Below are 13,969 nucleotides of genomic sequence, written 5' to 3'. Positions count from 1 at the left end.
TATCTTAGTAGCTATCAAACCCCAAAACATGCCCGCGCAAACTATTGACGAAGTAATTTCCCGGTTAGAGGAGATCATCGCAACATCTATCACCACAGATAACAGGGCCGGCTATTTCGCCGCCTTATACCACAAAGTCACATGTCGTGTAAAAGAAGGAATTGCAGCAGGAGAGTTTCAAAATGGACCGAGAATGGAAAGACTGGATGTGGTCTTTGCCAATCGTTACATTGCGGCTTATGATGCTTGGACGGCGAAGAATAAAGCCAGTGTATCCTTATCATGGCAAGTGGCATTTGAGCAACTACAAAAGAGATCTGTATTGGTTTTGCAACACTTACTGTTAGGTATGAATGCGCATATTAATCTTGATCTTGGCGTAGCTGTAGTGGAGATAGCGAAAGAATATAATACCCCTTTACAGTTGATTCACCAGGATTTTAATAGTATTAATACTATTCTCGCGGCCTTGAGTTATGAAGTGATCAACGAGCTAAATAGAATATCCCCATTACTGTCTTTACTAGGCAAACATTCAGGCAATAATTCATTGTTAATCCAATTTGCGCTAAGTAATGCGAGAGATGGCGCATGGTGCTTTGCAGAGGATTTGTATAATAGTGGGAATACGATTGCTTCCAGAGATCAGGATATCCATAAACTGGGTGGGAGTATTGTCACCACCAAAGGCTTTATCAAAATAACAGTGTTTTTTATCCATTTATTTGAGCTGAAAAATCCTTCTAAGATTACCAATATCCTAAGGAATTATCAAAAAATGTATATTAAGGTGCGGTGATAATGAGGGGATCACTCTTTTAAAAGGAGGGAATCATTTTAAATAGGGAAACTCTTTAAAGAGAAATCGCATTCAGGAAGGAATTAGTTTAAATAGGGAAACTCTTTAAAGAGGAATCGCATTCAGGAAGAAATCATTTTAAAGGCGGGAAACTCTTTAAAGTGGGAATCGCATTAAGAAAGAAATCATTTTAAAGGAGGAATACTCTTTAAAAATGGAATCGCATTTTGGCGGGGATCATTTAAAAGCCAATCACTTTAAAAAGCAGAGCATTATATTATTAGAATAATATTTGTTATTTTTTCCTTGCTGCTGTCGGTATTACCGGCTAATGTGTAAGCCAAAGAATGAATATGAGATACGTCGTTTTTGCTTTTTTCCTTCTATTCAATATATCTGTCAATGCCCAGTCCACCTACCTTTTCAAACCGGATCGCGTATTTGACGGCACTGTTATGCATGCTAACTGGTGGGTAATGGTGAGGGATAGCCAGATCGTGGCTGCAGGCGATCCTGCCATCATCCAGGTGCCTGAAAAAGCAACCGTTATTGACCTGAAAGGCATGACCCTCATGCCTGGGCTGATAGAAGGCCATTCACATCTTTTCTTGCATCCTTATAATGAAACGAGCTGGAATGATCAGGTGCTCACTGAATCAGGTGCGGAACGTACGGCTCGTGCCGTAGTGCATGCCAGGGCTACGCTCATGGCGGGGTTCACTACTGCACGGGATCTGGGTACGGAAGGGGCGATGTATGATGATGCTGGTTTGAAAGAGGCGATTAATAAAGGTATCATTCCAGGTCCCCGTTTAATCGTTGCTACCCGTGCTATTGTTGCCACTGGTAGTTATGGGCCTAAAGGATACAATGGTGATATTCCGCTTGGCGCTGAAGAAGCTGATGGCATGGATGGTCTTACAAAAGCCATTCGATCTCAGATTGGCCATGGCGCTGATGTGATCAAATTATATGCAGATTACCGATGGGGGTTGAATAAAACACCTGCACCTACGTTTACGGTTACTGAACTCAAGCTGGCGGTAGAAGTAGCTGGTAGTAGTGGTCGGTATGTAGTGGTACATTCCGGCACTGAAGAGGGGATGCGCCGCGCTATAGAGGCGGGTGTGCGTTCTATTGAACATGGGGATGGGGGAACGCCGGAATTATTCAGGTTGATGAAAGAGAAAGGGATTGCATTGTGTCCTACACTTTCTGCTACTGAATCTATTGCCAGTTATAAAGGCTGGCGAAAAGGCATAGATCCTGAAACGGTTGCTATAAAGCAAAAGCACAGGATATTCAATGATGCGATGAAGGCGGGTGTTACTATTTGTATGGGCGGGGATGTAGGCGTATTTGCCCATGGTGATAATAGTCGTGAGATGTTGCTAATGGTAGAATATGGCATGAAACCTATTGATGTACTACATGCTGCTACAGCTGTCAATGCGAGTGTATTTGGGTTGCCACTGCTGGGAAATATCAGGGCCGGTTATGTGGCTGATCTGGTTGCCGTAAAGGGAGACCCGGCGGTAGATATTGAGGCTGTGAAGCAGGTTGCCATGGTGATGCAGAATGGGGTGATGGTGTTGGATATTACCCGGTAATTATACCTTTCTTTGTTGTGAAGGGAGCATCCCTGGTCTTACAGAATCTAAGTCAGTTTTCAGGTTTACCCGGCAATCATGCCATTCATCAGTTGTAAAATGAGCATCCCTGGTCTCGCCAAATCTACGTCGGGATATCCCATTTTACCCCTTTTCCGTGCTTTTCACCTGTCGGAAAGCAGTTTTTTATATTCTTCCGGCGGCAGTGTCATGATGTCGCATTTTACCTGTTAATTGTCTTTTTCACCCCCTGTGAACTGTTTTTAATGATCGTATGTTTACTGTATGGAAACAACGACTTTACAAAGCGATATACTTGTCTATTGTGTCACTGCCAGCTCGTTCCCCGAAGGAGTAAAGCAGGCCCATGAGACCTTACATAGCCTTGTTCCTTTCGACGAAAAAAGGAAATATTTCGGGCTTTCCTGGCCATCCGGAGATGGTCGTATTCTTTACAAGGCTGCGGCTGCGGAACTGCACCCCGGTGAGTTCTCTAAGCATAACCTGGAAACCAAAGTGATCTCAAAAGGAGCGTACCTGTTCATCGACGTTCATGATTTTATGAAAGACATTCCTGCCATTGGCAATGCTTTCCAGCAATTAATTCACGATGGCAGCATTGACCCTGCGGGCTTCTGTATTGAATGGTATATGGGGATGAACCTTTGTCGTTGTATGGTAAAAATGGCGTTTTAAAAAGCGGTAAGGCAAAATAGCTCCGTCATTAAATAGGGCATGGCAGAACAGCACTTTAAAAAGCTATAAGGCAATACAGCTCCGTCATTAAATAGGGCATGGCAGAACAGCGCTTTAAAAAGCTATAAGGCAATACAGCTCCCATTATTAAAAAGGACATGGCAAAACAGCTCTCCAAAATGTTGTATCGCAAAAATTACTTATTAATAACATAATTGATCATCATGAACAATTCCATCTATCCTTGCCTCACCATCAAAGGCAAAATTGCGGAAGCGGCTGACTTTTACTTAGACACTTTTGGAGACGGCGCCATTACCACCTCCAACCCAATCGTAATCACGCTCAATCTGAGCGGTCAGCAATTTATGTTACTCAATGACGGGCCTTCATCCACCCCCAATCCATCCATTTCCTTCATGGTATTGTGTGAAAATGAACAGGAAACAGAAGCCTATTACCTAAAACTGATCACCGGCGGCAGCGCCCTCATGCCATTGGATACCTACCCCTGGAGTTCCAAATACGCCTGGGTGCAGGATAAATTTGGCATCTCCTGGCAGCTGTATACCGGTGGCAAAAACGATATGAACCAGAAATTCTGCCCCACCCTGATGTTCACCGGTACTAATGCCGGCAAAGCAGAAGAGGCATTGCACTTCTATACCGGTTTATTCCCTGAAAATGATATTCAGGGTATTCTGAAATACAACGAAGGAGAGGACAATACCAATTATGTAAAGCACGCTCAGTTCAAAATCAAGAACTTCGTGGCCATGGCCATGGATAGCTCTGCCGAACATGGATTTGGCTTTGTTGACGCCATTTCCCTGGTGGTAAACTGTAAAGATCAGGCAGAAATTGACAAATATTGGGATGGCCTGATCGCCAATGGCGGCCATGAGGTGGCCTGCGGCTGGCTGGTCGATAAATATGGTATCAGCTGGCAGATCGTTCCTGATAAACTGGGTGAATGGATGAAGAATCCAGGTAAGTTCCAGCATGTGATGGGGGCATTGATGAAGATGAAGAAGCTCATCTATACAGAATTGGAGAACGCCTGATCAAAATAGGGGCGGTGATCAAATCGGACTCACGATCAAACCGGCCTTTGGTTATGTTCAAACCGCTGATCAATCCGCCTGATCCAAAAAACTTTTTTTCGCCTTCTAAAACCCCCAACCCCGCGTCCCATCGCGGGGTTTCTTATACAATTGTTTGTTAATATTTAACATCCACTTGTTTGTTTTTCTCATCTGTATTAGTTTGCCTTCCAGATGAGTATTTCAATTCTACACAAATCATTTGCATTACTGATTACCATGATCGCCATCCGATCGCTGACCTTTGCCCAGGTAGTGCAGGTCAAAGGTACCGTGTATGAACGTACGGAACGCTATGGCATGGCAGGCGTGAGCGTAATAAATTCCGCCGGTGGCGGTACGGCCACTGATTCCATGGGGCATTACACCATCCGCATCAACCTCAAAGATTCCCTGAGTTTTTCCTACCAGGGCAAGGTAACCATGAAATTCCCCGTAAAGGAATTGAACGTAAACCGACCCTTTGATGTGGGATTACATGTAGATATCAAAGTACTCCCTACCGTAGTAGTACAGCAAAAAAGCTACAAACAGGACTCCGCCGAATTCAGACAGGAGTACCGCAAGGTATTCGATTATTCCCGCGAATATATCGCCACCGGCATGGGTGGCGTAGGCGTAAACCTCGACCTCCTCTTAAGCTGGCGAAAAGCAAAAAGAATGGAGCATTTCCGCGACCAACTAATTGCTATTGAACAGGATAAATACATTACTCACCGCTTTAATATGCCGCTTGTAAAGCGCCTCACCGGACTGGAATCGCCCGTTCTGGATTCCTTCATGGTCGCCTACCGGCCTAGTTACGAGATGCTCCTGGACTTCGAAAACGAATACCAGTTTTACGAATATATCAAAGGCTGGGGTGCCTACTTCGCTACCAAGTGGAAAAGAGAACATCCACAACCATCCTCACATCCACAACCATCCACACATTCAAATTTATAATCACACCTATATTTTCACCTACAATCACCTACAATTAATTCTCATCCACAACTATAATCACTATATAGACTGACGACGAACACAAATATCCACCCGCGCGGGGATTAACTTTGTATCATTATCTAGAGAATAAATAAAATTCAAGGATATGATAAAAGATGTGACCGCTGTTCCCTTCAAATCAGGTGATTGGAATACTACAATGAACGTATATGATTTCGTTGTAAAAAACATCAGACCTTACCAGGGTGATGCTTCATTCCTGTCAGGTATTTCTGCAAGAACTAACCGCTTGTGGGATACCGTTAAAAAAGAATTGCTCAAAGAAAGAGCGAACAATGGCGTTCTGGCCATTGACACAGAAACCATCTCCAATATGACCGCCTTTGCGCCGGGCTATATTAAAAAGGAGGATGAAATTATTGTTGGCCTGCAAACTGATCAACTTTTAAAACGTGCGATGAAGCCTTTTGGCGGTATCAAGCTGGTTGAATCCGCTGTGAAAGAAAAAGGACTGACAGTATCTTCAAGAGTGATCGACATTTTCAATTATGCTAAAAACCATAATGAAGGTGTGTTCAATGCCTATGACAGCGAAATCAGGGCATTCCGCTCCAAACACGTACTGACTGGCTTACCAGACAACTATGCACGTGGTCGTATCATTGGCGACTTCCGCCGCCTGGCGCTGTATGGTGCTGATCAGCTGATTAAATTCAAGAAAGCTGACCTGAACAAGGTGGGTGGTGAAATGACTGAACACAAAGTGCGTCTGCGTGAAGAGATCAATGCCCAGATCAGTGCGCTGAAAGACATGATCACCATGGCTGCTGCCTATGGTTGTGATGTAGCCCGCCCTGCAGAAAATGCCCGCGAAGCTGTACAATGGGTGTACTTTGCTTACCTGGCTGCTGTAAAAGAACAGGATGGTGCTGCAATGTCTTTGGGTAATGTATCCTCCTTCCTGGATGTATTTATTGAAAGAGACCTACAGGCTGGATTGATCAATGAAGAAGAAGCACAGGAAATCATCGACCAGTTCGTAATGAAACTGAGACTGGTACGTCACTTGCGTCCTGGTAGCTACGACGAGATCTTTGGTGGTGACCCTACCTGGGTAACTGAAGCACTCGGTGGTACACTGCACGATGGTCGTACTAAAGTAACCAAGACTTCTTTCCGTTTCCTGCAGACCCTGTACAACCTGGGTTCTTCACCAGAACCAAATCTGACTGTACTGTGGGCTGACAGTCTGCCAGAAGGTTTCAAACGCTTCTGTGCACAGGTATCTATCGATACTTCTTCTATCCAGTACGAAAACGATGACCTGATGAGAGGTACCCGTGGTTCTGATGACTATGGTATCGCTTGTTGCGTATCCTACCAGGAAATCGGTAAATCTATCCAGCACTTTGGTGCAAGAGCAAACCTGCCTAAGGCATTACTGATTGCCCTGAATGCCGGTAAAGAAGAAATCGATGGTCTGGAAGTGATCAAGAACATTCCTGTGCTGGCCGATGGTCCGCTGGAATACAACCAGGTTTTGGGTGTGTTCAAACAAACTTTGGCAGAACTGGCGAGAGTGTATGCCAAAGCAATGTTTATCATCCACTACATGCATGATAAATATTATTATGAAAGAGCCCAGATGTCTCTGGTAGATACAGATCCTCATATCGACATTGCATATGGTGCTGCCGGTATTTCCATCATAGCAGACTCCCTCTCCGCTATCAAATATGCGAAGGTGACTCCGATCAGGGATGATCGTGGCCTGACCGTAGACTATAAAATTGAAGGAGAATATCCTAAATATGGTAACGATGATGACAGAGTAGATAACATTGCAAAAGAAATCACTCACTTCTTCATCACAGAGCTGCGCAAGCATGCTACCTACAAGAATTCTACACCGACCCTGTCTCTGCTGACCATTACAAGTAACGTAATGTACGGTAGCAACACAGGTGCGACTCCTGACGGACGTAAGAAAGGCGAAGCCTTCGCGCCCGGCGCCAATCCAATGCACGGAAGAGATTGTAGCGGTGCAATCGCATCTCTCAACTCTGTTTGTAAACTGGATTACAAAGATGCACAGGATGGTATTTCTAACACGTTCTCTATGATCCCTAAATCACTGGGTGATACAAGAGACGAACAGATTAATAACCTGGTGACTACCATGAATGGCTACTTTAACAAAATGGCGCATCACCTGAATGTAAATGTGCTGAACCGCGAAACATTGATGGACGCTTACGAGCATCCTGAGAATTATCCTCAGCTCACCATCCGTGTATCCGGCTATGCTGTAAACTTCGTGCGCTTATCCAGGGCGCATCAGCTTGAAGTGATAACACGTACTTTCCACGAGAGTATGTGATCAATTGGGACTAAGTAAGACAACAGCGGATTGCATCTGCAGTCCGCTGTTTTGTCTCTGCCTTCTATCGACCTTCCTTTTTTAGACTATGTTGTACTTTCCTTTACAGGACCTCGAGGCTGCCGCGCTAAACCTCGATGATCCGGAACATTTGCGTATTCACTCTCTTGAAACATTTGGCACTCACGACGGACCAGGCGTTCGAATGGTTGTATTTGTACAGGGATGCCAGTTCCGCTGCGTTTACTGCCAGAACCCTGATACACTTGATGTAAAAGGTGGCATGTTGATTGGCATTGACGAATTGGTGAAAAGAGCAGACCGGCAGCGCACTTATTTTGGAAAGGATGGCGGCGTCACCGTTTCAGGAGGGGAGCCCCTGTTGCAACGCAATAAGATCACTACCTTTTTTAAAGCGCTCCATGAGATAGGAATCAATACCTGCCTGGATTCCAATGGCCGTCTGAATGATGAGGCTACCCATGAATTAATGGAACATACTGACCTGTTACTGCTTGATGTAAAACATATCAATGATGAATGGCATCATAAACTTACCGGCCTGAGTAACCGGAATACACTGGACCTTGCTGCCTACCGTGAATCTACTGGTAAGCGGATGTGGTTGAGGTATGTATTGGTTCCCGGATGGACAGACCAGGTAGAGTACCTGGAAGAATGGGCCAAGCATTTTACAAGATATAAAACAGTGGATAGGGTAGAGATCATTCCTTTTCATCAGTTAGGCAGCCATAAATGGGAATTGCTGAAAATGAATTACCCATTGAAAGGTATAGAGGGGCCTACACTCGAGGGTAAAAAGACAGCTGTACATATATTTAATAAGTACTTTAATAATGTAGTGCTGAAATAACGCCTACGGTAGCAGGAGAAGGTTTCTTCTATTCAGGAAAATGATTTTCTAATAATAAAATGAAGGCATCGGTTAATTGCTAACTGTATGCTTTTTTTGTTTACCCGTCAAAACGATACTTGCGTAAGTAACTCCAATACGCACCTTTAACATCCATAGGTTACAAGATTAAATCCATCCTCTGAAACCCATTTTTCGTCCAATATATTACGGATACATCAAAATTATTCCCACTTTTACAATCTTTAATTTATACCTCTATATGCGAAAATTCCTTTACCTGGCCAGCGTGCTCCTACTTGCGCTGGGCCTGAAAGCGGCCACTCCTGTGGACGATTCGATTGTCATGGCTGAAAAACAATACAGCAAATTCGTAGACTCAGTAAAGCAATCGGAAAAGTGGGAATCTGGTTTGATTCACTTGTCCGGCGGTAAGGCTGATATCAATGTACCTGCGGGCTTTAAATTCCTGAATGCAGCACAGAGCAAGTATATTCTGACCGATTTGTGGGGCAACCCGCCTTCAGTGTCAGATGATATCCTGGGGATGATTTTCCCTGCTAATGCTGATGCCTTTGATTCTACCAGCTATGCTTTTGTGGTGCGATATGAAAACATCGGTTATGTAAAGGACTATGATGCCTCAAAGATCAATTATGACGACCTGCTGAAAGATATTCAAAAGGAAGAAGTGGCAGCAAATACGGAAAGAGTAAAGAATGGTTACCAGCCAATTCATATGATGGGCTGGGCACAATCTCCCTTTTACGACAAGGAAAACAAAGTGCTCCACTGGGCCAGAGAAATTAAATTCGGAGAAGACACGCCTCATACACTGAACTACGAAATCAGGATATTAGGTCGTGATGGGGTGCTTTCTATGAATGCAATATGTACTATGAATGAATTACCGCTGGTAAAAGCTGATATAGATAAAGTGTTGCAAATGGCGAAGTTTACTAGTGGTAATGCTTACAAGGATTTTGATCCAAAAATCGATAAGGTAGCTGCTTATACTATTGGTGGTCTGATCGCTGGCAAAGTGCTTGCCAAGGTAGGTTTCTTTGCCCTTCTTGTTAAATTTGGTGCTGCTTTCTGGAAATTTATTCTTTTAGGATTTATTGCTGTAGGTGGTTTTATCCGAAAGTTATTTACGGGTAAAAAAGAGAAAAACTCTAAAGAGATACCAGCAATAGAAGAAGCCGAAAAACAAGAAGCCGAAAAACAAGAAGACGAGCAGCTGGAATCGGATATTCAGGGCCACGAAATGAAGGATCCAGGGCAGCAGGAATCAGAAAATCAGGAACCCGGAAAACTGGATTCTGAAAAGTAGGATACTGAGAAGCAGAACCCGGAAAACCAGGAACCTGAAAGCCAAGCCCTCTAAATCATCCTCCAACAACACCGTCCCAATCTTTAATAGTTACATACAAAGCCGTCTCATTACCAATATGAGGCGGCTTCTCATTTCACTCTATCCCCCCGCAATCACCAACTCCCTCAACGTTTCATTCCCCGGCAAATCTACCGCCACTACTACAACCTTGCCTCCTGCAGGCAACACCGCTGCTTTATAATACCAATCTACCCCATTCCGGCCCAACACTGCCTTGCCTCTTTCCAGCATCGTACCCGCCGCATCATGTACCCGTACATCCACATCCACGACCCGGAATTCATCTTTCGCAGTCACCACCACATCTGTCTCTTCAAACCTGATATGCTGAATCTCAGGCGATCTGAAAGCATCTTTCACCGCCATATTATAAGCATTCTGCCCAGGTCCAGCCTTTGACTTATAATAAGCCTTTAACTCCGGATCCTTCAGGATCGACTGCGCATAAGCCGCCGCTATTGTCATCTTATACCTTGCTTCCAGCTGTTTTTTCGTCGGCTTTTTCTTTGACGGACCGCGCTTCTTCGCCATTATTATCTGTCCGTTCCGTTCGTAAATCGTGAGTTGATCGCCGAGGGTTCCCCGCACGAGTTGGAGGAGTATGTTGTCTTTTACAAGTGCCATAACAAACAATTTTGAGGTTACAGGAACAATGTTACTACATACGGTGGAACTATAGTGTAACTATAATACCAAATGAGTACTAATACATCACTTATTCTTCACCTCAATATCAAATTGATATACAAGTGTCCTTATAATGTACTTATGGTGATGTAACAGCATCGAAGGTCCACTATAGACAAAGAGGATGTATCACAAGTTGCCGGAAGGCGCTGAAAATTTCATGTACGAAAAATTTCTCCATCAGGTAGGTACCCGAATAAAAATAGGCCGTCTCGAAGTTTTGAGACAGCCCATTCTACAGAGTATTAATACTTACTTTATAAAAAATAACCCCATCCCTCCAAATAAAAAAAACGAAAACCCTGAAAAAATCCGTAATCTGCCGCATCGATCTGATGCCTGAGTAATAATCACCTGCGCCCCCGAAACCGTGTTGAACCCATTTAGCAGGAACCACGACAGCTTTTAATAACCAAAATTTTGTAGTCTGTAACCAGTCAAATTTCAACTCACACTCTAAACCCTTCAAGCTATGCTTTTGCAAAAATTTAGCTTGCTGCTACTGTTATGCCTATGCGCTACTTATGCATTATTCGCGCAGCAAAATGTGACCGGACAAATAAGAGATGCGAAAACCGGTCAGGCAGTACCCGGTGTAACCATCCGGGTAACCAATACCAGCAGGGGCAGCATGACCGACGCCAGCGGTAAATTTTCCATCGCCGTTCCCGCCGGTGCCTCTACGTTAGTGATCAGCTATACCGGGTACAAAACCCAAACTATCCGCCTCACCAACAACCAGGCTATCCTCAACCTGACCCTGGAAGAAGACCTTGCTCACCTCGATGAAGTTGTGGTGACCGGCGCCGCTACCAGCATCAAACGAAGTAATCTTGCGAATGCCGTCGCCACTATCTCTGCCAATCAACTCAGTGGTGTGTCCCCCGCACAGACCTTCGACGCCGCCCTCAGTGGCAAGGTCCCGGGCGCTTTGATCTCTGCCAATTCCGGTGCCCCCGGTGGTGGTTTCACCGTCAAACTCAGAGGTATTACCTCGGTATTCGGCAACTCACAACCGCTGTATGTCGTAGATGGTATCTTCTTTAATAACAGCAGTATCCCTGCCGGCCTCAATGACGTTACCGGCGCCGCTACTGCCGGCAACCCCAATAACCAGGATAACCCCTCCAGCCGTATTGCAGACCTGAGTCCCACCGATATTGAAAATATTGAAATCCTGAAAGGCGCTTCCGCCGCCGCCATGTATGGTGCCAAAGCCGCTGCCGGGGTAGTGATCATTACCACCAAAAAAGGACGGGCTGGCAAAACAAAAGTGAGCCTCAACCAGGAAGCCGGCTTGGTGAAGGTGCGACACCTGATGGGTGTAAGGCCATTTACAGCCGAAACGGCGGCCGATCTTGCCGGGAGTGCGGACAATACTGATCCTGCTGTAATCGCCAAAAGAGAAGCCTATAAAACGCAATTTACCGATGCCCAAAGCGCCGGTAAGATCTTCGATTATGAAAAGGAAATGTTTGGCCAGAAAGGGCAGGTGCTGAACACCAATCTCGCCATCAGCGGTGGTGGAGACAAGACTACTTTCTACCTCTCCGGCAATCGCCGCCAGGAAGAGGGGATTGTAAAAGGTACCGGTTATTTTAACAACTCCGTTCGCCTCAATATTGACTATAAACTCAGTGACCGGGTTTCGCTCGGTGTCACGACTAACTATATCTATTCCTCTGCAGACAGGGGCCTGACCAACAATGATAACAATGGCGTCAGCTATGGCGTAGCGCTGTCTTCTACCCCAGATTTTGTGGACCTTCATCCCAATGCTTTGGGCGAATATCCCCGCAATCCTTTCGCCGCTTCCAACCCGCTGGAAACCCGCGATAAGATGACGAACAATGAAACCACCAACCGTTTTGTAGGTGGAGGTAACCTGGAAGTGCACCTGCAACAAAGCGAGCATTCTCATACCCGGTTTATTGGTCGGGGTGGGGTGGACTTTTTCAATTATAAAACAATGGCCCTCTTTCCCCGTGACCTGCAGTTTGAAGAAAATTCAAAACAGGGACATTCCATCCAGGGCAATACCAATAACCTCAATACCAACCTCGGTGGTTTCCTCGCCAATACTTTTACGCCAACACCGGCTATCAGTCTGACGAGTACTGTAGGCGCCACATTGGAAACCGGGTATTTTGATAACATCGTGACGGTGGCTACCAATATCGTAGCTGGTCAGAGCAATGTCGATGCCAGTGCCAATACCGCTACCCGCCAGTTTCGCTCCAAATTCAGGGACAATGGTGTTTTCATACAGGAAGACCTCTCCCTGATAGAAGCCATCACATTAAGTGGTGGTGTACGTTTTGACCGTTCTACCAATAATGGTGAATACAAAAAGTACTATGCATTTCCGAAAGGTGCTTTCTCTTTCAACTTCACCAAATTGAAAGGATGGTCAGTCGATAATGTCGATAATCTCAAGATCAGGGCTGCCTATGGACAGTCAGGCAATGTACCGCCTTACAGCAGTAAGTTCACCGGCATGCTGGGTAGTAATATCGATGGGCTGCCCGGTGTATTGGTCGATAACCTGCAGGGAAATCCTGATATCAAACCTGAAAGACAGGAAGAGTTTGAAACCGGTTTGGACATCAGTATGCTGAATGGCCGTATTAGCCTGGAAGCAACTTATTACAACAAAAGAATCCAGGACGTACTGCTGCGTCACTCGCTGGCGGCATCTTCCGGTTACAGCGCTGAATGGAAAAACAGTGGCGACCTGAAAAATCAGGGTGTGGAAATAGGATTGAACCTGGTGCCTGTCAATAAGGCAAATATTAAATGGACTTCGTCTATCAACTGGTGGTATAACCGCAGCAAGGTTACCAGACTGGTAATTCCTCCGTATGCGATTGGTGCATTTGGTAACTCACTCGGTACATTCTACCTCGAAGAAGGACAGCCCGCCACACAGATCAAAGGTACGGTGGGTAGTGACCTGAAACTGATCGGGAACTCAGAACCTAAATTCCAGATGAGCTTCTACAATGAAGTGACGGTGTTTAAAAACTGGTCACTGCGTTTCCTGCTGCATTGGAAGAAAGGCGGGGATAATATCAACCTGACCCAGTTGCTTACCGATGCCGGTGCGACCTCCTTCGATTATGATGATATCATCAATGGGCAGAAAGCAGGGGTATACCGCTTAGGTGCCGGCGATGCCAGTATTTATGTGCAGGATGCCAGTTATGTGCGCATCCGCGAAATAGGTTTGTATTACAATGTGCCGTTAAAAAATACTAAAACCATTTCCGGTATCCGGCTGGGTGTATCAGCGAACAATTTCTTTACCTGGACCCATTATGTAGGGTATGATCCGGAAGTATCCAATTTTGGTAGTAATACCATCAGCACTTCTTCCAGCCGTGGTAGCAATGGTTTATCCACAGGGGTGGATGTAATGCCTTTCCCTGCATCGAAGAGAGCCAGCTTCCATATTGGTGTAGATTTCTGATCCTTAA

At 45.1% G+C, this 13,969-nt stretch carries 10 protein-coding genes; 9 read left to right on the top strand and 1 reads right to left on the bottom strand.

All coding sequences use genetic code 11. The annotated features are described in order from the left end of the window. Positions 1–28: 28 nt before the first annotated feature. From SIO70_RS22360 to SIO70_RS22325, 8 genes are all read left to right on the top strand, one after another. The gene (locus tag SIO70_RS22360; RefSeq protein ID WP_320574468.1) at positions 29–799 is read left to right on the top strand and encodes a DUF5995 family protein; all 771 of its coding nucleotides are present in this window, start codon (positions 29–31) and stop codon (positions 797–799) included. Between the two features lie 353 nt (positions 800–1,152). After that, positions 1,153–2,409, top strand: a complete 1,257-nt coding sequence (locus SIO70_RS22355) for an amidohydrolase family protein (RefSeq protein WP_320574467.1) — start codon at positions 1,153–1,155, stop codon at positions 2,407–2,409. 285 nt (positions 2,410–2,694) lie between these two features. Further along, a complete protein-coding gene (locus SIO70_RS22350) occupies positions 2,695–3,105 on the top strand; it encodes a hypothetical protein (protein WP_320574466.1) in 411 nt (136 codons plus the stop codon). 224 nt (positions 3,106–3,329) lie between these two features. Next, a complete protein-coding gene (locus SIO70_RS22345) occupies positions 3,330–4,169 on the top strand; it encodes a VOC family protein (RefSeq protein ID WP_320574465.1) in 840 nt (279 codons plus the stop codon). Between the two features lie 213 nt (positions 4,170–4,382). Next, positions 4,383–5,153: a hypothetical protein gene (locus SIO70_RS22340; RefSeq protein WP_320574464.1), complete on the top strand. Its 771-nt coding sequence runs from the start codon at positions 4,383–4,385 to the stop codon at positions 5,151–5,153. Between the two features lie 148 nt (positions 5,154–5,301). Beyond that, positions 5,302–7,536 carry a formate C-acetyltransferase gene (gene pflB / locus SIO70_RS22335; protein WP_320574463.1) on the top strand — a complete coding sequence of 745 codons (2,235 nt, stop codon included), beginning with the start codon at positions 5,302–5,304 and terminating at the stop codon, positions 7,534–7,536. 88 nt (positions 7,537–7,624) lie between these two features. Beyond that, positions 7,625–8,410: a pyruvate formate-lyase-activating protein gene (gene pflA, locus SIO70_RS22330; protein ID WP_320574462.1), complete on the top strand. Its 786-nt coding sequence runs from the start codon at positions 7,625–7,627 to the stop codon at positions 8,408–8,410. 262 nt (positions 8,411–8,672) lie between these two features. After that, on the top strand, positions 8,673–9,743 hold the full coding sequence (locus SIO70_RS22325) for a DUF2167 domain-containing protein (RefSeq protein ID WP_320574461.1): 1,071 nt from the start codon (positions 8,673–8,675) through the stop codon (positions 9,741–9,743). 141 nt (positions 9,744–9,884) lie between these two features. Here SIO70_RS22325 and SIO70_RS22320 read toward each other — a convergent pair whose 3' ends face one another. Then, entirely contained in the window at positions 9,885–10,430 is a 546-nt protein-coding gene (locus tag SIO70_RS22320; protein ID WP_320574460.1) for a hypothetical protein, read from the bottom strand. Between the two features lie 535 nt (positions 10,431–10,965). Between SIO70_RS22320 and SIO70_RS22315 the strand changes: the two genes are divergently transcribed. Continuing rightward, positions 10,966–13,962: a SusC/RagA family TonB-linked outer membrane protein gene (locus SIO70_RS22315; protein WP_320574459.1), complete on the top strand. Its 2,997-nt coding sequence runs from the start codon at positions 10,966–10,968 to the stop codon at positions 13,960–13,962. The last annotated feature ends 7 nt before the right edge of the window (positions 13,963–13,969 follow it).

This window comes from Chitinophaga sancti, from assembly GCF_034087045.1.
GTDB lineage: Bacteria > Bacteroidota > Bacteroidia > Chitinophagales > Chitinophagaceae > Chitinophaga > Chitinophaga sancti_B.
This window is presented reverse-complemented; position numbering and strand designations above follow the sequence as displayed.

What these genes read in the sequence shown, in the direction of transcription:
- SIO70_RS22360 (WP_320574468.1), top strand. Translation starts at nt 29, where the DNA reads ATGCCCGCGCAAACTATTGACGAAGTAATTTCCCGGTTAGAGGAGATC.
- SIO70_RS22355 (WP_320574467.1), top strand. Translation starts at nt 1,153, where the DNA reads ATGAGATACGTCGTTTTTGCTTTTTTCCTTCTATTCAATATATCTGTC.
- SIO70_RS22350 (WP_320574466.1), top strand. Translation starts at nt 2,695, where the DNA reads ATGGAAACAACGACTTTACAAAGCGATATACTTGTCTATTGTGTCACT.
- SIO70_RS22345 (WP_320574465.1), top strand. Translation starts at nt 3,330, where the DNA reads ATGAACAATTCCATCTATCCTTGCCTCACCATCAAAGGCAAAATTGCG.
- SIO70_RS22340 (WP_320574464.1), top strand. Translation starts at nt 4,383, where the DNA reads ATGAGTATTTCAATTCTACACAAATCATTTGCATTACTGATTACCATG.
- pflB (WP_320574463.1), top strand. Translation starts at nt 5,302, where the DNA reads ATGATAAAAGATGTGACCGCTGTTCCCTTCAAATCAGGTGATTGGAAT.
- pflA (WP_320574462.1), top strand. Translation starts at nt 7,625, where the DNA reads ATGTTGTACTTTCCTTTACAGGACCTCGAGGCTGCCGCGCTAAACCTC.
- SIO70_RS22325 (WP_320574461.1), top strand. Translation starts at nt 8,673, where the DNA reads ATGCGAAAATTCCTTTACCTGGCCAGCGTGCTCCTACTTGCGCTGGGC.
- SIO70_RS22320 (WP_320574460.1), bottom strand. Translation starts at nt 10,430, where the DNA reads ATGGCACTTGTAAAAGACAACATACTCCTCCAACTCGTGCGGGGAACC.
- SIO70_RS22315 (WP_320574459.1), top strand. Translation starts at nt 10,966, where the DNA reads ATGCTTTTGCAAAAATTTAGCTTGCTGCTACTGTTATGCCTATGCGCT.